This window comes from Paenirhodobacter huangdaonensis, assembly GCF_004022465.1.
Taxonomy (GTDB): domain Bacteria; phylum Pseudomonadota; class Alphaproteobacteria; order Rhodobacterales; family Rhodobacteraceae; genus Rhodobacter; species Rhodobacter huangdaonensis.
Window position 1 is genome coordinate 41,541 of the sequence record NZ_SAVA01000008.1, and the last position, 18,558, is coordinate 60,098.

Consider the following 18,558-nt stretch of genomic DNA (forward strand, 5'->3'; position numbering starts at 1 on the left):
CCGCCGGGGTGCGGGATTTCTTAACGTTTTCGCGACTGTGCCGGCGCGGGGAGCGCACACGGGCCCTTGACCGCGATTCGCGGCGCCGCCCTCTCGACAGCGGCCATGCAGGGGCCATATTAGGGGGCATGAGTCTCCCACCCGGTTTCCTCGACGAATTGCGCAATCGCGTCTCGATCTCGCAGGTGGTCGGGCGCAAGGTCGTGTGGGACATGCGCAAGTCGAACCAGGCGAAGGGCGACTTCTGGGCGCCGTGCCCGTTCCACCAGGAAAAGAGCGCCTCCTTCCACGTCGACGACCGCAAGGGCTATTACTACTGCTTCGGCTGTCAGGCGAAGGGCGACGCGCTGACCTTCCTGCGCGAGACCGAGAACGTCAGCTTCATGGAGGCGGTCGAGATCCTTGCGCGCGAGGCGGGGATGCAGATGCCGGCGCGCGACCCGGTCGCGGCGCAGAAGGCCGACCGGCGCAGCGAGCTTGCGCAGGTGATGGAAGAGGCGGTGAAGCATTACCGACTGCAGCTGTCGATGCAGGGCGGCGCCGCTGCGCGCGACTACCTTGCCCGACGCCGGCTTGGCGCCGAGGCGCAGGCGCGCTTCGAGATCGGTTTCGCCCCGGATCAGCGTCAGGGCCTGTTCAACGCGCTGAAGGCGAAGGGCATCGCCCCCGATCTGATCGTCGAGGCCGGGCTTTGTGCCCGCCCCGAAGACGGCGGCGCGCCCTATGACCGCTTCCGCGGCCGCATCATCTATCCGATCCGCGACGCGCGCGGGCGGGCGATCAGCCTGGGCGGGCGGGCGATGGACCCGAACGCGCGGGCGAAATACCTGAACGGGCCCGAGACCGTGCTGTTCGACAAGGGCCGCAATCTCTACAACCACGGCCCCGCGCGCGAGGCCTGCGGCAAGGGCGCGCCGCTCATCGTCTGCGAAGGCTACATGGACGTGATCGCGCTGGTCGAGGCGGGCTTCGGCGGTGCCGTCGCGCCGCTTGGCACCGCGGTGACCGAGGAGCAGCTGCACCTGATGTGGCGCATCCACGACGAGCCGGTGATCGCGCTTGATGGCGACACGGCGGGGATGCGCGCGGCGCTGCGGGTGATCGACCTCGCGCTGCCGCTTCTCGAGGCGGGCAAGGCGCTGCGCTTTGCGATGCTGCCGGGCGGGCAGGACCCCGACGAGCTGATCCAGGCGGGCGGGCGCGCGGCGATGGAGCAGGTGATTGCAGGGGCACGGCCGATGGTCGACCTGCTCTGGGCGCGCGAGATCGAGGGCAAGGTCTTCGACAGCCCCGAGCGCCGCGCCGCCCTTGACAAGAGCCTGCGCGCCGCCATCCGCCGCATCCAGGACCCCTCGATCCGCGCCCATTACGGCGATGAAATCAAGCGGTTGCGCGAGGACCTCTTCGGCATGAACCGGCCCCGCGCGATGCGCGAGAGCGGCGGCGGCGGCGGGCGCGAGGCGCCGCGCGAGGGCGGTGCCTGGCGGCCACGCGGGACCGGCTTCGGCCGGCCTGCCGCCCCGGCGCTGCCGCTGCCCGCGACCCGCTCGACGCTGCTTGCCGCCGCCCCCGACGAGCGCGTGACCGAGGCGCTGCGCGAGACGATGATCCTTGCCATTCTCGTCGCGCATCCGGTGCTGGTGGCCGAGTTCGAGGCCCGGCTCGACCGGATCCTCTTTGTCGATCCGGCGCATGAGCGGCTGCGCGGGCTGATCCTTGCCCATTGCGCCGAGCCGCCCGAGGCGATCGCCGCGGCGCTTGGGCGTGCGGGAGATGACCTTGAAAAGCTGCTCGCCCAGCCCCATGTGCGCACCGCCCCCCCGGTCCTGCGCCGCGATGACACCGACTTCGCGCGCATGTGCCTTGCCGAGGAGCTGGCCAAGCTGCAGGCGGCGCGTGCCGTGCGCAGCGAGACCGAGGAGGCGATGGAAGAACTGGCCGGTCTGGCCGACGAGGGGCTCACCTGGCGAATCACCCAGGCGACCCAGGCGTTGCATCAGGCCGGCAAATCGAGACTGGAGGACACCAGTGATCTGGGCGAGGACCGTGAAGCGATGTCTGCCTTTTTGCAGTCTCTTCTGGAAAAACATGGCGGGGGAAGCGGCAGTCTCTGAGACGCTGCGCAAAAGGGCCGATTCGGCCCTGTGATTCGACCCCGTGATTCGATAAGACAGATCAACCGATTCGATCCCGTCGCGCCCCGGTCCACCGGCGTGACGACGCCCGAGAAAGCCCGAGCAGGAGCGCACATGGCCGCCAAGGACATCGACGAGAACAAGCCCGACACCGCCGCGGACGAGGACACCTCCTTCGACATGAGCAAAGCCGCGGTCAAGCGGATGATCGCCGAGGCGAAGGAACGTGGCTACATCACCTACGACCAGCTGAACGCCGTGATGCCACCCGAGCAGGTGTCGGGCGACCAGATCGAGGATGTGATGTCGATGCTCTCGGAGATGGGCATCAACGTCGTCGAGGCGGAGGAGAGCGAGGAGCCCGAAGCCGGCGGCGCGGTGGCCGAGACCGGCTCCGGCTCGCGCGAGATCACCGTCGCGACCTCGACGAGCGAGACGCTCGACCGGACCGATGACCCGGTGCGGATGTACCTGCGCGAGATGGGCTCGGTCGAGCTCTTGTCGCGCGAGGGCGAGATCGCCATCGCCAAGCGCATCGAGGCCGGCCGCAACACGATGATCGCGGGCCTGTGCGAAAGCCCGCTGACGTTCCAGGCGATCACCATCTGGCGCGACGAGCTGCTGAACGAAGAGATCCTGCTGCGCGACGTGATCGACCTCGAGGCGACCTTCGGGCGCTCGCTCGACGGCGACGAGGACGAGATGGCGGCGCCGGTCGAGGGGCTCGAGGTCGGCGAGGCCGCTGCCGGCACCGGCACCGCACCGCGTCGTGCCGCCAACGAGCCCGAGCTTGATGCCGACGGCAACCCGATCCTGCGCTCGGACGAGGACGAGGAAGACGACGAAAACTCGAACATGTCGCTCGCCGCGATGGAAGCGGCGCTGAAACCGAAGGTGCTCGAAACCCTCGAGGTGATCGCGCGCGACTACACGACGCTGGCCGAGATGCAGGATCTGCGGATGTCGGCGACGCTGAACGAGGACGGCACCTTCTCGGTGGCGGAAGAAGCGGCCTATCAGAAGCTGCGTTCGGAGATCGTCGGTCTCGTCAACGAGCTGCATCTGCACAACAACCGCATCGAGGCGCTGATCGATCAGCTCTACGGCATCAACCGCAAGATCATGTCGATCGACAGCGGCATGGTGAAGCTTGCCGATGCTGCCCGCGTCAACCGGCGCGAGTTCATCGAGGAATACCGCGGCTACGAGCTTGATCCGACCTGGGTCGACCGGATGCAGGGGAAGGGCGGCCGGGCCTGGGCCACGCTGTTCGAGAAGTCGGGCGACAAGGTCGACGAGCTGCGCGCCGAGATGGCGCAGGTCGGCCAGTATGTCGGCGTCGACATCTCGGAATTCCGCCGCATCGTGAACCAGGTGCAGAAGGGCGAGAAGGAAGCCCGTCAGGCCAAGAAGGAAATGGTCGAGGCAAACCTGCGCCTGGTGATCTCGATCGCGAAGAAATACACCAACCGCGGCCTGCAGTTCCTCGACCTCATTCAGGAAGGCAACATCGGCCTGATGAAGGCGGTGGACAAGTTCGAATACCGCCGCGGCTACAAGTTCTCGACCTATGCGACCTGGTGGATCCGGCAGGCGATCACCCGCTCGATCGCCGATCAGGCGCGCACCATCCGCATCCCGGTGCACATGATCGAGACGATCAACAAGCTGGTGCGCACCGGCCGGCAGATGCTGCACGAGATCGGCCGCGAGCCGACGCCCGAGGAGCTGGCCGAGAAGCTGCAGATGCCGCTCGAGAAGGTTCGCAAGGTGATGAAGATCGCCAAGGAACCGATCTCGCTCGAAACGCCGATCGGCGACGAGGAAGACAGCCAGCTTGGCGATTTCATCGAGGACAAGAACGCCGTCCTGCCGCTCGACAGCGCCATTCAGGAAAACCTGAAGGAGACGACGACCCGGGTTCTGGCCTCGCTCACGCCGCGCGAGGAACGCGTGCTGCGCATGCGCTTCGGCATCGGCATGAACACCGACCATACCCTCGAAGAGGTGGGCCAGCAGTTCTCGGTCACCCGCGAACGCATCCGCCAGATCGAGGCGAAGGCGCTCCGGAAACTGAAGCACCCCTCGCGCTCGCGCAAGCTGCGCTCCTTCCTCGATCAGTGATGAAAGGCGCCCCCGCAAGGGGGCGTTTTGCCATGCTGCCCGACGTTGCTGCCCCCGGTCTGCGCACGATCATCTGTGGCACCGCCGCCGGTCGCCGCTCGGCCGAGCTCGGGCGCTATTATGCGGGACCGGGCAACAAGTTCTGGCCGGTGCTGCACCGCGCGGGCCTCGTGCCCGAAGCGCTCGCCGTCGGCGACGAGGCGCGGCTTCTGCGCTTCGGCATCGGCCTGACCGATCTTGCGAAAGGCGTCTCGGGCGGCGACGCCGAGATCCCGGTGCAGGCCTATGACCCCGCGCGGCTGCGGGCCTTTCTCGCGCGCTACCGCCCGCACAGCTTCGCCTTCAACGGCAAGAATGCGGCGCGCCGCTTCCTTGGTGTGCCCCGCGTCGGTTTCGGCCCGATCGAGCTCGACGGCCTTCCGGTCTGGGTCCTGCCCTCGACCTCGGGCGCCGCGAACGGGGTCTGGGACGAGGGGATCTGGCGCGCCTTCGGCACCTTCCTGCGCGCAATCCCTTTCTCCTTGCCGGAAATACCTCGGGGGTGAATTCGGCGCAGCCGAAGAGGGGGCGGCGCCCCCTTCGCTTCCCCTTGGCCTTCCGCCCCCGCGGGTCTACCCTTCCCCTGCCCGGTCGCGCCGGGTGGCTTCAGGGAGTTTCCCATGCGTGTCCTTGTCTCAACCCTCGCCGCCGCCGGTCTCGCCCTTGCTGCCGGCTCCGCCTCGGCGGGCGATTTCCTCGCGCTGAACGGGTTGCGCGTCGCGCCCGCCGGCGGGCAGGAGTTCCACGTCGCCTTCGGCGGCCTCACCGGCAATGACGACTTCTGGTGTGCTGCGGGCGATTTCGTCCTGCGCGGGCTCGGCCTGCCGTCCTCGACGCGGATCTACCGCACCTCCCCCCCGCCGCGCCATGCGGGCGAGGGGGTGGATTTCTCGCTCAGCGATGCCAAGGCGACCGACAGCGGCTTCACCCGCTTCGGCGCCAGGGACAAGGGGCTGAGCGCGGCCGCCGCGCAGCATTATTGCCCGCTCGTGCCGCTGTTGCCCTTCAACTAGGTCAGGCCAGCGCGCGGGCGATGGTTTCGGCCATCGGCTCGGTCGGATGGCCGATCAGCGCCGAGAGGGTATGGCTCGCGTCGTAAAGCGCGCCTTTCGCCGCCTGCGCATCGCTGTCGGCAAGGATCTTCGCAAAGCCCTCGGGCAGGCCTGCGCCGATCAGCGCCGCGGCATAATCCGCTTCCGGCATGTCGACATAGGCGACCGTCTTGCCCGCGGCCTGCGACAGCAGCGCCGCGAATTCGGCGAGCGTCACGCTGGCGTCGCCGGCAAGCTCATAGGTCTTGCCCGCGTGGCCCGCGCCCGCCAGCACCACGGCCGCCGCCTCGGCATAGTCGTGCCGCGGTGCGGTCGAGAACCGGCCTTCGCCGGCCGCGCCGAAATGCTTGCCAAGGCCCAGGTCGGTTTCGAGCGAGGCCAGCAGGTTCTCGGAATACCAGCCGTTGCGCAGGAAGGTATGCGCGATGCCGCTCTCGAGGATCATCGTCTCGGTCGCCTTGTGCTCGGCCGCCAGCGCCATCGCCGAGCCCTGCGCGTTCAGGATCGAGGTGTAGGCGATGAAGCCCACGCCCGCCGTCTTCGCCGCCGCGACGACATTGCCGTGCTGACGCGCGCGCTGGCCCACGGCCGAGCCCGAGATCAGCAGCAGCCGATCAACCCCCGCAAAGGCGGCGGTCAGGCTGTCGACGTCGTCGTAATCGCCAAGCCGCGCGCCGAGGCCCTGCGCCTCGAGCGCCGCCGCATCCTCGGGGCGCCGCACCAGGCCGATGATCTGGCCGGGCGCCACCCGCGCCCGCAGCGCCGCAATCACCAGTTGGCCCAGCTGCCCGTTGGCGCCGGTCACCAGGAAGGTCTGTTCGCTCATCTCCGTTTCCTCCGGTTGCGAATCGTGTATAAGTCTCTTTTAGAGACCACATCATCATGCGGAAAGGAGGCAGGTTTTCCTGCCAAGGTTACCTGGAGGGAACCGATGCGCGACATGCTGGACCAGATGGACCTCGCCAATTGCCCGGTGCGCCACGTGCTCGACCATATCGCGGCGAAATGGACGACACTGATCCTGCTCGAACTCGAGCCGGGCCCGTGCCGCTTCAATGCGCTCGCCCGCAGCCTGCCCGACATCTCGCGCCGGATGCTGACGCAATCGCTGCGCGATCTCGAACGCGACGGGCTGATCGCGCGGCAGGTCTTCCCGACGAAACCGCCGAGCGTCGAATATGCGCTGACCGATCTGGGCCGCTCGCTGCTCGGCCCGCTTTGCGCGCTGATCGACTGGGCCAAGGCCTCCGCCCCCGAGATCGCCACCGCGCGCGCGGCCTTCGCGGCGCAAGCCTAGGGCTTTCGCCGCGCGCGCGGGCCTGCTACCTCTGGGAAAAGACTTCCGGAGGATCCGATGACCGCGCGCCTGTTCCTGCTTTTCCCGATGCTGCTTGGTGCCTGCACGCTCGAGGGGATGTCGACCGACCCGACCGCGCCGAGCCTCGACAAGGCGGGCACCTGCTTTGCCCTGGTCACGGCCGAGAAGGATGGCAGCTATACCCTGATGACCGGTATCGCCGATGGCTCGAAAGCGCCGGTGGGCGTGCCGAAGACCGGGCTCGATGCCGCGGCGGTCGACAAGGCCTTCGCCAGGGAACGCGCGATCATGGACATCAACCCCGAGTGTCTGGCGATCTATGCCAAGGGGCGCGAGGCCGCCCAGCCCGGCGCGTGATGCACCGCCGCGTCGAGATCGCGACACGCGGCCCCGGGCTTTACGAATTCACCGGCGCGCTGCGCGCCTGGGTCGAGGCGGCGGCGCCCGAGGAGGCGTTGCTGACCCTCTTCGTGCGCCACACCTCGGCCAGCCTGGTGATCCAGGAGAATGCCGACCCAGAGGTGCGCCGCGATCTGACCGAGGCGTTGCACCGGCTGGTGCCGCCCTCGGACCGGCCGGAAAGCGCCTGGATGACCCACACCTACGAGGGGCCGGACGACATGCCAGCCCATGTGAAGGCGGCGCTGTTGCCGACCAGCTTGCAGATTCCCGTCATTTCCGGGCGAATGGCGCTTGGGACCTGGCAGGGAATATACCTTTTCGAACATCGGTGCGCGCCCCAGCGGCGCGAGGTGGTGGCGCTGCTGCGCTGAGTCCCGGCCGCCACACCCGGCCCACCGGATCTGGTAGTCTCACATTTATGCTACCCAAAAGCTCGCCTCCCCCCTATAGTCCTGTGGATAACCGGGGCACCAGACCCCACATGCGGCGGGAACAGGAAAAGGGAGAAGCCATGCGCTGCCCGTTTTGCGGAAATGTCGACACACAGGTGAAGGACAGCCGCCCGGCCGAGGACCATGTGGCGATCCGGCGCCGGCGCTTTTGCCCGGCCTGTGGCGGGCGCTTCACCACCTATGAACGCGTGCAGCTGCGCGACCTCGTGGTGATCAAGTCCTCGGGCAAGCGCGAGGATTTCGACCGCGACAAGCTGGAACGCTCGATCCGCATCGCCATGCAGAAGCGCCCGATCGAGCCCGATCGCATCGACCAGATGATCTCGGGCATCGTGCGGCGGCTGGAAAGCCTGGGCGATACCGACATCCCGTCGCGCACCATCGGCGAGATCGTGATGGAGACGCTGGCCCGGATCGACACCGTCGCCTATGTCCGTTTCGCGAGCGTCTACAAGAACTTCCAGGCCGCTGACGATTTCGACAAATTCGTCTCCGAGCTGCGGCCGCAGACGGGCGAGAGCGAGTGACCGACGCCGACCGGCGCTTCATGGCGCTTGCGCTTGGCCTTGCCGCGCGGGGGCTGGGCAATGTCTGGCCGAACCCGGCGGTGGGCTGCGTGATCGTGAACGAGGGGCGCATCGTCGGCCGCGGCTGGACCCAGCCCGGCGGGCGGCCCCATGCCGAACGCCGCGCCCTCGACATGGCCGGGGCGGCGGCGCGGGGGGCGACGGCCTATGTCACGCTCGAACCCTGCTCCCATCACGGCAAGACCCCGCCCTGCTCCGAGGGGCTGATCGCCGCCGGCGTGGCCCGGGTGGTCAGCGCGCAGGAGGACCCCGACCCGCGGGTTTCCGGCCGTGGCCATGCGATGCTGCGCGCGGCGGGGCTCGCGGTCGAGGTCGGGCTGATGGAGGCCGAGGCGCGGGCGCTGCAGGCGGGGTTTCTGAGCCGCATCACCCGCGGCCGGCCCTGGCTCGCGCTGAAGCTTGCCACCAGTTTCGACGGCCGCATTGCCCTTGCGAATGGCGAGAGCCAGTGGATCACCTCGGCCCCGGCGCGGGCGCGGGTGCACGCCCTGCGCGCGCGCTTCGACGCGGTGCTGGTCGGCGGCGGCACGGCGCGGGCGGACGATCCGCTGCTCACCGTGCGCAGCTTCACCCCGCTGCGGCAGCCGGTGCGGGTGGTGGCCTCAACCGGGCTCGACCTGCCGCGCGGCCGGCTGGCGGGGTCGGTTTCCGAGGCGCCGCTGTGGCTGGTGCATGGCCCCGATGCGGCCCCCGAGGCGCGCGCCTTCTGGGCCGGGATTGGCGCCGAACTGATCGAGGTTCCGCTTTTTGGTCAAGGGCTTGATGTCGCGGCGCTGAGCACGGCGCTTGGCGCGCGCGGCCTGACGCGGGTGTTTTGCGAGGGCGGCGGCCAGTTCGCCGCGGCGCTGATGCGGGCGGGGCTCGTCGACGAGCTGATCGGCTTTACTGCGGGCGTGGCGCTTGGCGCCGATGCCCGCCCGGCGCTTGGCCCGCTGGGGCTGGCGCATCTGCCCGAGGCGCCGCGCTTCACCCTTGCCTCGGTCGAGACGCTCGGCGGCGACGTGCTGCACCGCTGGCGGCGCTAGCGCCAGAGAAACGCCCAGGCGGCGAAGGCACCTTGCAGTTTCGCGATGCTGCGGTTCAGCGGTCCGGGCGTGGGCAGCGGGCCATTCGTCAGCCGGTCGAGCACCACCTCGGGTGGGCAGGGGCGGCGCGAGACCGGGTCGTAATAGCGCGGATAGGCGATCAGCACGGCATGGACGAGGGCGAGCAGGTCAGGCCGCGCGCTGCGGCGCGTCGGGATGGTGCCAAGGTCGCGGGTCAGGCCCCAGCCGGCATAGAAGGGCGCGCCGGTCACGGTGACGGGCACGCCGCGGATCAGTGCCTCGAACCCAAGCAGCGAGGTCATCGTCCAGACCTCGTGCACCGCGCCGATCAGCGCGACGGGATCGGCCTGCTCGACGATCTGGTCGGCAAAGCGCAGCGCCTCGGCCGGGTCCACGCGGCCCGGACGCAGACCCGCCTCGACATCGGGGTGAGGTTTGAAAAGGACAATTGCGGTGGGGTTTTCGGCCCGAACCCGCGCCAGTAATGCCAGATTAGTGCAAACCTCTCCTGCGCCCAGGCGGATCGAGGCATCGTCTTCCACCTGCCCGGGCACGAGGATGCGGTGGCCCTCGGGGAGTGGGGGCAGGGCGCCGCCGAGATTGTATTTCGACACCCCGGCCTTGCGGATCGCGGTCAGCAGGCGTTCTGCCCGCAGCCGGCCGCCGGGGGGCGGTTCGTGCGAAATCAGTGTTTCGAGATCCGAGGGGCGGGTCGGGTCGTAATAGATGCCCTGCGCATCGGTGACGAGCGAGAGCGGCGGGATCAGATCCGCACCGAGGCCGCGCGAGCGCAGGAAGCCGTCCTCGACGCGCAGCGCGGGCAGCCCGCGCGGCGCCTTGCCGGCCCAGATCAGCAGGCTGCGGCCGCTGTCGCGTGCCACCTGCGCGGCGCGGCCGGGCGGATCGACGAAGCGCAGCGGCGTTTCCCGGCCGAAGACCTGTTGCAGCGGGCGGCGCTTCCACAGTCGCATGCCGGCGGCGACATGGCCGGCGCGGTCCTGACGATGGGCGCGGACCTCGGCCTCGAGCTGATCGACCGCCTCCTCGAAGCTGCAGATCCGCTGCCGGCACGGGTCGAACCAGGTCGGGGCGAGGATGTGGCTTGCGGCGAAAAGCTGGGCGCGGGTCAGGCGGCGTTCGCGCCGGGCGACAGGGGTTTCGTCCTGCGTCAGGCCCCAGCCGGCATAGAAGGGCTGGCCGAAGACGCGGGGCCGGTGGCCGGCGAGGATTGCCTCGAACCCCATCAGCGAGGAGACGGTATAGACCGCGATCGCACCGTCGAGCAGCTGCCAGGGCGAGACCGGATCGGTGAACAGCTGCGTGCGGGCATCGCAATGCTCGGGGCCGTAATGGCCGGGGCGCAGCCCGGCGCGGGTCTCGGGGTGGGTCTTGATCAGGATCCGCGCGCCCGGATGCTCGATCTGCGCGACGGCGAGCATCTCGCGGAAGGTGCGGGCGCTGGCGCCGCCATGGGCGATCGAGGCATCGCCCGCGGTCTGGTCGATCACCAGCACATAGCCCGGTGGCGGCGGTTCGAGGCGTTCGTCGAAATTGTTGTATTTTGAAAGATCGAGCGCCTTCAGCCGGTCGATGCCGTCGCGCGCACGTTGCAAAAGGGCTGTGTCGTCGAGCGGGTGGCGGGCCAGGAGACGCTCCAGCGCCGACGGTCGGGCGCTGTCGAAATGCACCCCCTCGGGGTCGATCAGCAGGCCGAGCGGTCCGTCGCCACCCGCCCGCCCGGGATGCACGCTGCGCAGGAAGGCGTCCTCGAGCCGCACCAGCCCGACGCCGCGCCGCGCCGCCACCGCCTCGCCGCGGCGGGCATAGGGCGAGCGGCCCCAGACCACCACGCGGTCGGCGGGGCCGGGCAGGCCCAGATGCAGCGACCAGCCTGCCGCCCGCAGGATCTGCCGCAGCCGGCGTGCGCGCAGGAAGCCGCCGTTGTAGAAGAAAAGCCGCCGGGAAAGCTCCCCGGCGGCCGGATCGGGCGTGACGCCGGGCATCAGTTCCCGGCGAGGTTGCTGACCGAGTTGACCGGGCCGAGCGAGCCGGTGATCGCCGAGAGCGATTTCTGCCACTGCACGTAGGGCGCTTCGGTCACATAGACGGTGTCGCCGTCGCGGATGACGAAGTCGCGCGCGAGGAACATGCCGTTCGGGCCGGTCAGATCGAGCAGGTAGACCATGCGCTGGTCGCCCACGAGGTCGTTGCGACCAAGCACGACCGAGGCGATCTCGGCCGGCTCGTTGCGGAACACGAAGACGCCGGTCGGGTCGGCCAGACCGGTCTGCAGCCCGCCGACGGTGGCGATCGCCTCGAGCGCGCTGAGCGTCTGCGTCTCGAAGGGCACGCGCGCCTGCGAGCCGGTCGCGCCGAGCGAGGTGAAGGAGCGGGTGTCCTGTTCGACGAGGATGACGTCGCCGCCGCGCAGGGCGATGTCCATCTTCGGGTTCTCGTAGAGATCCTTGAGCCAGACCGTGCCGGTCTTGGTGCCGCGGGTGACGGTGATCTTCGCGACCTCGGGCTTCACGGTCACGCCGCCCGCCCGCGCGATCATCGCCGAGAGGGTACGGGTCGGCCGTTCGATCGCATAGACGCCCTGGCCGGCGATCGCCCCCATCACCGAAACGGTCGAGCCGTCGCCCGGGGTGCGGGCCACCGCGACCTGCGGGTCGGGGGTTTGCGCATCGAGCTTCTCGGTGATGACCTTGCGCAGCGCGTCGGGCGAATTGCCCGCGGCCTTGATGCGCCCGGCGTAGGGGATGAAGATGTAGCCCGCGCCGTCGACCTGCACCTCGGTCAGCTGGGTCGGCACGCCCTTCTTGCTCATCACGCCGTCGTCGACGTTTTCCCAGATCGTCAGGGTCAGCGTGTCGCCGGGGTTGATCGTGTCGGAGCCGAGCACGCCCGCCTTGATGAAGGAGGAGGTGAAGCCGAGCGCCGGCTGCACCGCGGTTGCGCGCACCACGTGGTCGTTGACGGTGACGACGAAGGCGTCGCCCTGCTTCATCACCGAGCCGGCGAAGATCTCGCGCTTGTTCGGGCCGGACCGGGGCAGGCCGCAAGACGCGGTGCCCAGAAGAGCCGCAGACAGGCCCAGAAGAAGGGTCCTGCGGGACGGATTGACGTTCACTGCTCGTGCTCCTCTCGCGGGGGCGCTTTTATGCTTTTGCGGCTGAAGTTAACGAAAACCGCAAGAAAAAACCAGTCTGTTCAGCGCACCACCCGCAACTGTTGCCGGGGCGCCGCGTTTCCTGCGGTGAGGGCGTCATAGGGGTCCTCGGGTGACAGCATCATGTCGACGACCTGGCGCAGCAGGATCCGACGGCCGCGGGTGGAATAGAACCCGCCCGGCACCTGGCTGGTTTCCAGCAGATAGTGGCGATAGTCGCGATAGGCGCGGGTGTCGGGGCGGCGGGGGCTGGCGAAGAACTCGGCGATCGGCTGGGCCGAGACGAATTCGGGCTTGTCGAAGACGGCGCGGCCAAAGGCCTTGAGCGGCAGGCCGCGCCACAGCACCTGCTGGGCGGCGGTCGAGTTCACGGTGACGGCGCTGCGCGCCTGCGCAAGCAGCCCGGCGAGCTTGCCGCCGCGGATGAAATGCACCCGGCCGCCGAGCCCGAGCCGCGCCGTCGCCTCGCGGATCGCGCGGGTGATGGGGGCGCGCCCGTCCTCGAGCGGGTGGGCCTTGAAGACGAGGTGGTGATGGGCGGGGGCGCCGGCGGCGAAGCCCTCCATCACCAGTTCGACGAACTCGGTCTGCGAGGCGAAGGAGGAGTGCATGCGGAAGCTGGAATCATGTTCGAGCTGCATCAGCACCAGATGCACCGGAAAGCCGCCCCGGCGCACCCGCAGCGTAGCGAGCGCCCGTTCGATGCGGTAGACGGGCATCAGCAGCAGCCGGTGCAGATACAGGTGGAACTCCTCGATCACGGTGATGTCGCGATGCGGGCGGAAGTCGCGATAGCGCCGGTTCAGCGCCAGGACGAAGAAATGGTAGAGCGCGCCGTAGAAGATGTGGTGGCGCATGTCGCCCCAGCGGGGCGGGGCCTCGGGAAACTCGATTTCGCTTTGCGCAAGCGCGGCGCGCATCTCGGCGACGCCGAGCGTCATCAGCCGCGAATTGCCGTTCGCGCCGTCGCGCTCGTAGGTCACCCAGTAGGGGCGCAGATAGCCTTCCTCGAAGACATGCACCGTCACCCCGGCGGCGCGGGCTGCCGCCACCGCCTCGGCGTGGATCGGGCGGGTATCGCCGTAAAGCACGAGATCGGTGACGCCCTTTTCGGTCAGCAGCGCACGGATGCGGGCGGGCCAGTCCCCGGGCGAGCCGGTGTAGCGGATCAGCGTTGCCTTGTTGAACCAGAACGCCTCGTCGCCGCGGTTGAAGGCGACGCGCCAGACGCCGGCGCCGGCGGCCCCGAGCATCCGCCCCAGCTGATGAAAAAAGGGGCCGTGCGGACCCTGCAGCAAGAGGAAGGTGCGACTGGAGTGACGATGCATGAACTGGTTCCGGAACTCTTCTTCTTCTGGGCCGAAAAGCCGTAGCTGTCACGGGGAATTCTTGGCAGTCTCGCGCCGGTTCGCGGCGCCAATGCGGCAAGACCGGGGCAATGCCGGCGTTTTTGCAGAGGGGCTGTGCGGGGCGGGCCCGGGGCGCAGGTCTTGCGTGCCGGGGCGGTGCGGGCTAGGCAGGGGCAGCCATACAAGGGGGATGGGATGTTCACCGGAATCGTGACCGATATGGGAGAGGTCCGGGCGCTCGATCAGGCGGGCGATCTGCGCGCGCGGATCGGCTGCCACTACGACATGGAGAGCGTCGACATCGGCGCCTCGATCGCCTGCGACGGCGTCTGCCTGACGGTGATCGCCAAGGGCGCGGACTGGTTCGACGTCGAGATCTCGGCCGAAACCGTGTCGAAGACCAGCATCGGGCGGAACTCGTGGCACATTGGCCGGCGGCTCAACCTCGAGCGGGCGCTGAAGGTCGGCGACGAGCTTGGCGGGCACATCGTCTCGGGCCATGTCGACGGCGTGGCCGAGATCGTCGCGATGCACGACGAGGGCGACAGCACCCGCTTCACCTTCCGCGCCCCCGAGGCGCTGGCGAAATACATCGCGCCGAAGGGCTCGGTGGCGCTCAACGGCACCTCGCTGACCGTGAACGAGGTCGAGGGCACCACCTTCGGCGTCAACATCATCCCGCACACCAAGGCGGCGACAACCTGGGGCGCGGCGCAGCCCGGCGACCCGGTCAATCTCGAAATCGACACGCTCGCACGCTATGTCGCGCGGCTGCAGGAGTGGAACGCATGACCCAACCGGTGGACAAGTCCGGCATTCACGATACGCCCGGTCCGGTGGAAAAGCGCTATTCCGACGTGATTTCCTCGATCGAGGAAATCATCGAGGATGCGCGGAACGGCAAGATGTTCATCCTTGTCGACCACGAGGACCGCGAGAACGAGGGCGACCTCGTGATCCCGGCGCAGATGGCGACGCCGAATGCGATCAACTTCATGGCGATGCACGGCCGCGGGCTGATCTGCCTGGCGCTGACCGGGGCGCGCGTCGATGCGCTCGGGCTGAGCCTGATGAGCGCGAACAATTCCTCGCGCCAGGAAACCGCTTTCACCACCTCGATCGAGGCGCGCGAGGGCGTGACCACCGGGATCTCGGCGCATGACCGCGCCCGCACCATCGCGGTGGCGATCGACGCGGCCAAGGGCGCGGCCGATATCGCGACGCCGGGCCACGTCTTCCCGCTGCGCGCCCGCGAGGGCGGCGTGCTGGTCCGCGCCGGCCACACCGAGGCCGCGGTCGACATCGCGCGGCTTGCCGGGCTGAACCCCGCCGGCGTGATCTGCGAGATCATGAACGAGGACGGCACGATGGCGCGGCTGCCCGACCTCGTTGCCTTCGCGCAGCGCCAGGGGCTGAAGATCGGCACGATTTCCGAGCTGATCGCCTATCGGCGCCGCTATGACAACCTGGTGCGCGAGACCGCGCAGAAGCCGGTGCGTTCGGCTTTCGGCGGTGACTGGTCGATGCGCATCTTCAGCGACGAGACCGAGGGCGCCGAGCACATCGTGCTGAGCAAGGGCGACATCACCACGCCCGAACCGGTTCTGGTGCGCATGCATGCGCTCGACCCGATGGCCGACGTGCTCGGCCTCACCCCGGCCCGGGCCGGCGAGATGGGGCGCGCGATGGAGGCGATCGCGGCCGAGGGGCGCGGCGTCGTCGTGCTGCTGCGCGAGACCTCGATGAAGATGGCCCAGCCCGGTGAGACCTCGCCGCAGACGCTGCGCCAATACGGGCTTGGTGCGCAGATCCTGTCGGCGCTCGGCCTGTCGAAGCTGATCCTGCTCACCAATTCGGGCCTGCCGAAGGTGGTGGGGCTTGACGGCTATGGGCTCGAGATCGACGGCACGCGGGAGTATTGAGATGGCGGCGAACGAACAGCACTACACCCTGCCGCTGCCGGTCTTTGACAAGCCGGTGCGCCTGCTCATCGTCGTTGCGCCCTATTACCGCGACATCGCCGACAACATGATCGCCGGCGCCAAGGCCACCGCGGCCGAGGCCGGCGCGACCGTCGATCTGATCGAGGTGCCCGGCGCGCTCGAGATCCCGACGGCGATCGGCATGGCGGCGCGGATGGCCGATTACGACGGCTTCGTCGCGATCGGCTGCGTGATCCGCGGCGAGACCACGCATTACGAGACCGTGTGCAACGACAGCTCGCGCGGGCTGACGATGCTCGGGCTGCAGGGCGTGTGCATCGGCAACGGCATCCTGACCGTCGAGAACCGCCCTCAGGCCGAGGTCCGCGCCGACCCGGCCGATCAGAACAAGGGCGGCGGTGCCGCTGCTGCGGCCTTGCATCTTGTCGCGTTGTCGCGCAAATGGGCGGGCCGGACGCAGGGGATCGGCTTCCGCCCGCAGGGTGAGTCGATCCGCCTTGCCGGCGAGACCGAAGGACCGAGCCAAGCATGACCGATACCGCCCCCGAGACCCCGAAGAAGCTGACCTCTGACGAGAAACGCCGGATGAAATCCGCCGCGCGGCTCTATGCGGTGCAGGCGCTGTTCCAGATGGAGGCCGCGGGGCAGGGGGTGGACCGCGTCGCGCGCGAGTTCGAGAGCTATCGCTTCGGCCTTGCCCTCGAGGAGGGCGAGGAGGCGCTGGCGGAAGGCGACATGAACCTGTTCCGCCGCCTGCTCGACGATGCCGTCATGTGGCAGGCGAAGATCGACCAGGCGACCGACCGTGCGCTGGTGGCGAAATGGCCGATCGACCGGATCGACCCGGTGCTGCGCGCGCTGTTCCGCGCCGCGGGGGCGGAACTCGTGAACCCGGCGACGCCTGCCCGCGTCGTCATCAACGAGTTCGTCGAGGTCGCCCGTGCCTTCTTCCCGGACGGCAAGGAGCCGAAATTCGTCAACGCCGTGCTTGACCACATGGCGCGCGAGATCCGGCCCGAGGCGTTCTGAGCCTGCCCGTCTGGCGGGCATCTGCCGTATCGGGGAGCGGGCATCTGCCGCATTGGGGAAAAGAATTTTCCCCTGCGGCATTCCGGACTGTTTGAATTCGTCAGACATGCGTTACATTGCATGTAACGAAAGGGGAATCGTCATGCCCGAACTCGTCCGCCTCTACATCCGCAACATCATCTTCGGCGCCGGTCTCTCGGCGGCCTTCGTCGGCCTGCTGCTCGGCTTCGACGTCGCGCATCTGCGCCACCTGATCCTGTCGTCGGACATCGGCTATATCGCGGTGATCATCCTGTTCATCGCGAACACCGTGGTCTTCGCCGGCGTGCAGTTCGCGATCACCATCATGCGCATGGCCGAGGACGAGACGCCCCCCGGTGGCGGCAAGCGCGACGCGATCCCGGCCGGGCTCGACACCGCGGTGCAGCTTGCGCCGATTCCGGTGCCGGTCGAGACCAGGGCCAGCCGCAAGGCACAGCGCCTGCCGCGCTGAGCCGTCGCAGCCTCCGAAACGAAAAAAGCCCTCCGCGATGCGGGGGGCTTTTTCATTGGGTGGCGGAAACCGCAGCGACCGTCGGGGCGTGAATTTCCCGAGAGCCTGACAAGTCAGGTGGGAGCCAGGTAACGAGACCAGGGTCTCGACAGAGCCAGCCCCCTCAGGAATGGTTATCGGCCACTGGAAAAGGGCCCCATTGACGCGAAGAGCAGTAACCGCCAAGGCCAGAGATAGGCGCCTGACGGCGCTTCGGCAAGGGGGCGGGGCGCGCTTTGCGGGCTGGACAAGTGTTTATGATTTGTTCACATTATGCCCATGCCTCAGGATCTTACCCCCGGTCAGCTTCTCGCCCGCGGCGCCTGCCGTTGCCTCGTCGAACACGGCTTTGCCTGTGTGACCGAGCTGGTGCCGAAACCCGGGCTGCGGGTCGACGTGATGGCGCTTGGCCGCAAGGGCGAGATCTGGGTGGTCGAGTGCAAGTCGGGGCGGGCCGATTTCACCTCGGACCACAAGTGGCGCGGCTATCTCGACTATGCCGACCGCTTCTTCTGGGCGGTGGATGCCGATTTCCCGGCCGAGATCCTGCCCGCTGACACCGGGCTGATCCGTGCCGATCGCTTCGGCGGCGAGATCGCGCGGATGGCGCCCGAGCTGCGCCTTGCGCCGGCGCGGCGCAAGGCGGTGACGCAGGGCTTTGCGCGCACCGCGGCGCTGCGGCTGCAGGGCCGCACCGACCCTGGCCTGCCGCTCGCGCCCGGGCCTGCGGGGGTTACTTTTTCCCCTTAGGCTTCGGGCCCTTGCCGGACTTTCCGCCCTGATCCTCGGCGATCGCGCGGGCCTGCTCGGCTGCGGCCATCAGCTCCTCGGCGATGTCTTCGGCCTCTTCCGGGTCGAAGTCGAAGGGGAATTCGAAATCCTCGCCGACGATGTAGATGCGCACCATGCCGTGATCGGTCGGCCCGATCTGCAGGTCACCGGCGATGTCGCTTTGCTTGTTGATGCTCATGGGGCGGCCTCCGCAACTGTCGAGCCCGTTGGCTAACGCCAAGCCGGGCGCGAAGCAACGGAAAATGCCGAAAGGCCTGTTTCCGCCCCTTGCAATCCTGCGCGGCTGCCGCTAAATCCTCGCGCAGTGCCGCCTTAGCTCAGTTGGTTAGAGCACCAGATTGTGGATCTGGGGGTCTCCCGTTCGAACCGGGAAGGCGGTACCATTCCTCTCCTCACATCGTGCTGGTTTCGCGGGGACCGTTGCCGGCTCACCGGGAAACGGTTTGCAGCCTGTCTGCAAAGGCCTGTTGCCGCCGCGCTTCCGGAACACGCGGTCGCGGCGCCGGCCGGCCCGGCATTCCGGGGCTTGCACCGTCGCAGGGGAGGGCCGATGACAGGCCCCCGGCCCCCGGCCCCCGGCCCCCGG

Annotated in this window: 20 protein-coding genes and 1 tRNA gene; 16 read left to right on the plus strand and 5 right to left on the minus strand. The window is 68.6% G+C overall.

Annotated elements, in window-relative coordinates; translation table 11 throughout:
* The first annotated feature begins 128 nt into the window (after positions 1 to 128).
* The 4 genes from dnaG to EOW66_RS13745 all read left to right on the plus strand — a co-directional run bounded on the left by dnaG (position 129) and on the right by EOW66_RS13745 (position 5,311).
* A complete protein-coding gene (gene dnaG / locus EOW66_RS13730; RefSeq protein WP_128156894.1) occupies positions 129 to 2,114 on the plus strand; it encodes a DNA primase in 1,986 nt (661 codons plus the stop codon).
* A 135-nt stretch (positions 2,115 to 2,249) separates the two neighbouring features.
* Positions 2,250 to 4,259, plus strand: coding sequence for an RNA polymerase sigma factor RpoD (gene rpoD, locus EOW66_RS13735; RefSeq protein WP_128156895.1), 2,010 nt, complete (start codon positions 2,250 to 2,252; stop codon positions 4,257 to 4,259).
* 32 nt (positions 4,260 to 4,291) lie between these two features.
* Positions 4,292 to 4,804 carry a mismatch-specific DNA-glycosylase gene (locus EOW66_RS13740; RefSeq protein WP_128156896.1) on the plus strand — a complete coding sequence of 171 codons (513 nt, stop codon included), beginning with the start codon at positions 4,292 to 4,294 and terminating at the stop codon, positions 4,802 to 4,804.
* A 114-nt stretch (positions 4,805 to 4,918) separates the two neighbouring features.
* On the plus strand, positions 4,919 to 5,311 hold the full coding sequence (locus tag EOW66_RS13745) for a hypothetical protein (protein WP_128156897.1): 393 nt from the start codon (positions 4,919 to 4,921) through the stop codon (positions 5,309 to 5,311).
* A 1-nt stretch (position 5,312) separates the two neighbouring features.
* On the opposite strand, the gene EOW66_RS13750 is transcribed toward EOW66_RS13745, so the two are convergent.
* Positions 5,313 to 6,176 carry an SDR family oxidoreductase gene (locus EOW66_RS13750; protein ID WP_128156898.1) on the minus strand — a complete coding sequence of 288 codons (864 nt, stop codon included), beginning with the start codon at positions 6,174 to 6,176 and terminating at the stop codon, positions 5,313 to 5,315.
* Between the two features lie 105 nt (positions 6,177 to 6,281).
* Here EOW66_RS13750 and EOW66_RS13755 point away from each other — a divergent pair, with 105 nt between their 5' ends.
* The 5 genes from EOW66_RS13755 (at position 6,282) to ribD (ending at position 9,134) form a co-directional block, all read left to right on the plus strand.
* Positions 6,282 to 6,647 (plus strand): winged helix-turn-helix transcriptional regulator, encoded by a 366-nt coding sequence (locus tag EOW66_RS13755; RefSeq protein WP_121532633.1) that lies wholly within the window; start codon positions 6,282 to 6,284, stop codon positions 6,645 to 6,647.
* Between the two features lie 57 nt (positions 6,648 to 6,704).
* Positions 6,705 to 7,025 carry a hypothetical protein gene (locus EOW66_RS13760; protein WP_128151101.1) on the plus strand — a complete coding sequence of 107 codons (321 nt, stop codon included), beginning with the start codon at positions 6,705 to 6,707 and terminating at the stop codon, positions 7,023 to 7,025.
* Positions 7,025 to 7,441, plus strand: a complete 417-nt coding sequence (locus EOW66_RS13765) for a secondary thiamine-phosphate synthase enzyme YjbQ (RefSeq protein ID WP_128157052.1) — start codon at positions 7,025 to 7,027, stop codon at positions 7,439 to 7,441. Before EOW66_RS13760 ends, EOW66_RS13765 begins: the two co-directional genes overlap by 1 nt.
* A gap of 140 nt (positions 7,442 to 7,581) precedes the next feature.
* Positions 7,582 to 8,049, plus strand: a complete 468-nt coding sequence (gene nrdR, locus EOW66_RS13770; RefSeq protein ID WP_113898914.1) for a transcriptional regulator NrdR — start codon at positions 7,582 to 7,584, stop codon at positions 8,047 to 8,049.
* A complete protein-coding gene (gene ribD / locus EOW66_RS13775; RefSeq protein WP_128156899.1) occupies positions 8,046 to 9,134 on the plus strand; it encodes a bifunctional diaminohydroxyphosphoribosylaminopyrimidine deaminase/5-amino-6-(5-phosphoribosylamino)uracil reductase RibD in 1,089 nt (362 codons plus the stop codon). Before nrdR ends, ribD begins: the two co-directional genes overlap by 4 nt.
* Here the strand turns inward: ribD and EOW66_RS13780 are convergent.
* The 3 genes from EOW66_RS13780 to EOW66_RS13790 form a co-directional block, all read right to left on the minus strand.
* Positions 9,131 to 11,158 (minus strand): capsular polysaccharide biosynthesis protein, encoded by a 2,028-nt coding sequence (locus EOW66_RS13780; RefSeq protein ID WP_128156900.1) that lies wholly within the window; start codon positions 11,156 to 11,158, stop codon positions 9,131 to 9,133. The two genes, ribD and EOW66_RS13780, sit on opposite strands and share 4 nt — an antisense overlap.
* On the minus strand, positions 11,158 to 12,288 hold the full coding sequence (locus EOW66_RS13785) for a polysaccharide biosynthesis/export family protein (RefSeq protein WP_128156901.1): 1,131 nt from the start codon (positions 12,286 to 12,288) through the stop codon (positions 11,158 to 11,160). Before EOW66_RS13785 ends, EOW66_RS13780 begins: the two co-directional genes overlap by 1 nt.
* Positions 12,289 to 12,368: 80 nt before the next feature.
* Positions 12,369 to 13,580 (minus strand): capsule biosynthesis protein, encoded by a 1,212-nt coding sequence (locus EOW66_RS13790; protein WP_380710329.1) that lies wholly within the window; start codon positions 13,578 to 13,580, stop codon positions 12,369 to 12,371.
* 291 nt (positions 13,581 to 13,871) lie between these two features.
* On the opposite strand from EOW66_RS13790, the gene EOW66_RS13795 reads away from it, so the two are divergent.
* The 6 genes from EOW66_RS13795 to EOW66_RS13820 all read left to right on the plus strand — a co-directional run bounded on the left by EOW66_RS13795 (position 13,872) and on the right by EOW66_RS13820 (position 17,930).
* The gene (locus tag EOW66_RS13795) at positions 13,872 to 14,468 is read left to right on the plus strand and encodes a riboflavin synthase (RefSeq protein WP_113898917.1); all 597 of its coding nucleotides are present in this window, start codon (positions 13,872 to 13,874) and stop codon (positions 14,466 to 14,468) included.
* Complete coding sequence (gene ribB, locus EOW66_RS13800; protein WP_128156903.1) at positions 14,465 to 15,598, plus strand: 3,4-dihydroxy-2-butanone-4-phosphate synthase; 1,134 nt, start codon at positions 14,465 to 14,467, stop codon at positions 15,596 to 15,598. The genes EOW66_RS13795 and ribB overlap by 4 nt, the downstream gene beginning before the upstream one ends.
* A 1-nt stretch (position 15,599) precedes the next feature.
* Positions 15,600 to 16,151, plus strand: coding sequence for a 6,7-dimethyl-8-ribityllumazine synthase (locus EOW66_RS13805; protein WP_128156904.1), 552 nt, complete (start codon positions 15,600 to 15,602; stop codon positions 16,149 to 16,151).
* Positions 16,148 to 16,648: a transcription antitermination factor NusB gene (gene nusB, locus EOW66_RS13810; RefSeq protein WP_128156905.1), complete on the plus strand. Its 501-nt coding sequence runs from the start codon at positions 16,148 to 16,150 to the stop codon at positions 16,646 to 16,648. The genes EOW66_RS13805 and nusB overlap by 4 nt, the downstream gene beginning before the upstream one ends.
* Positions 16,649 to 16,790: 142 nt before the next feature.
* Complete coding sequence (locus EOW66_RS13815) at positions 16,791 to 17,141, plus strand: hypothetical protein (protein WP_128156906.1); 351 nt, start codon at positions 16,791 to 16,793, stop codon at positions 17,139 to 17,141.
* A 318-nt stretch (positions 17,142 to 17,459) separates the two neighbouring features.
* Positions 17,460 to 17,930 (plus strand): MmcB family DNA repair protein, encoded by a 471-nt coding sequence (locus tag EOW66_RS13820; RefSeq protein ID WP_128156907.1) that lies wholly within the window; start codon positions 17,460 to 17,462, stop codon positions 17,928 to 17,930.
* Here the strand turns inward: EOW66_RS13820 and EOW66_RS13825 are convergent.
* Positions 17,914 to 18,150 (minus strand): DUF6324 family protein, encoded by a 237-nt coding sequence (locus tag EOW66_RS13825; RefSeq protein WP_128156908.1) that lies wholly within the window; start codon positions 18,148 to 18,150, stop codon positions 17,914 to 17,916. The genes EOW66_RS13820 and EOW66_RS13825 overlap by 17 nt on opposite strands.
* 128 nt (positions 18,151 to 18,278) lie before the next feature.
* Here EOW66_RS13825 and EOW66_RS13830 point away from each other — a divergent pair.
* A tRNA-His gene (locus EOW66_RS13830) sits at positions 18,279 to 18,355 on the plus strand.
* Positions 18,356 to 18,558: the final 203 nt, after the last annotated feature.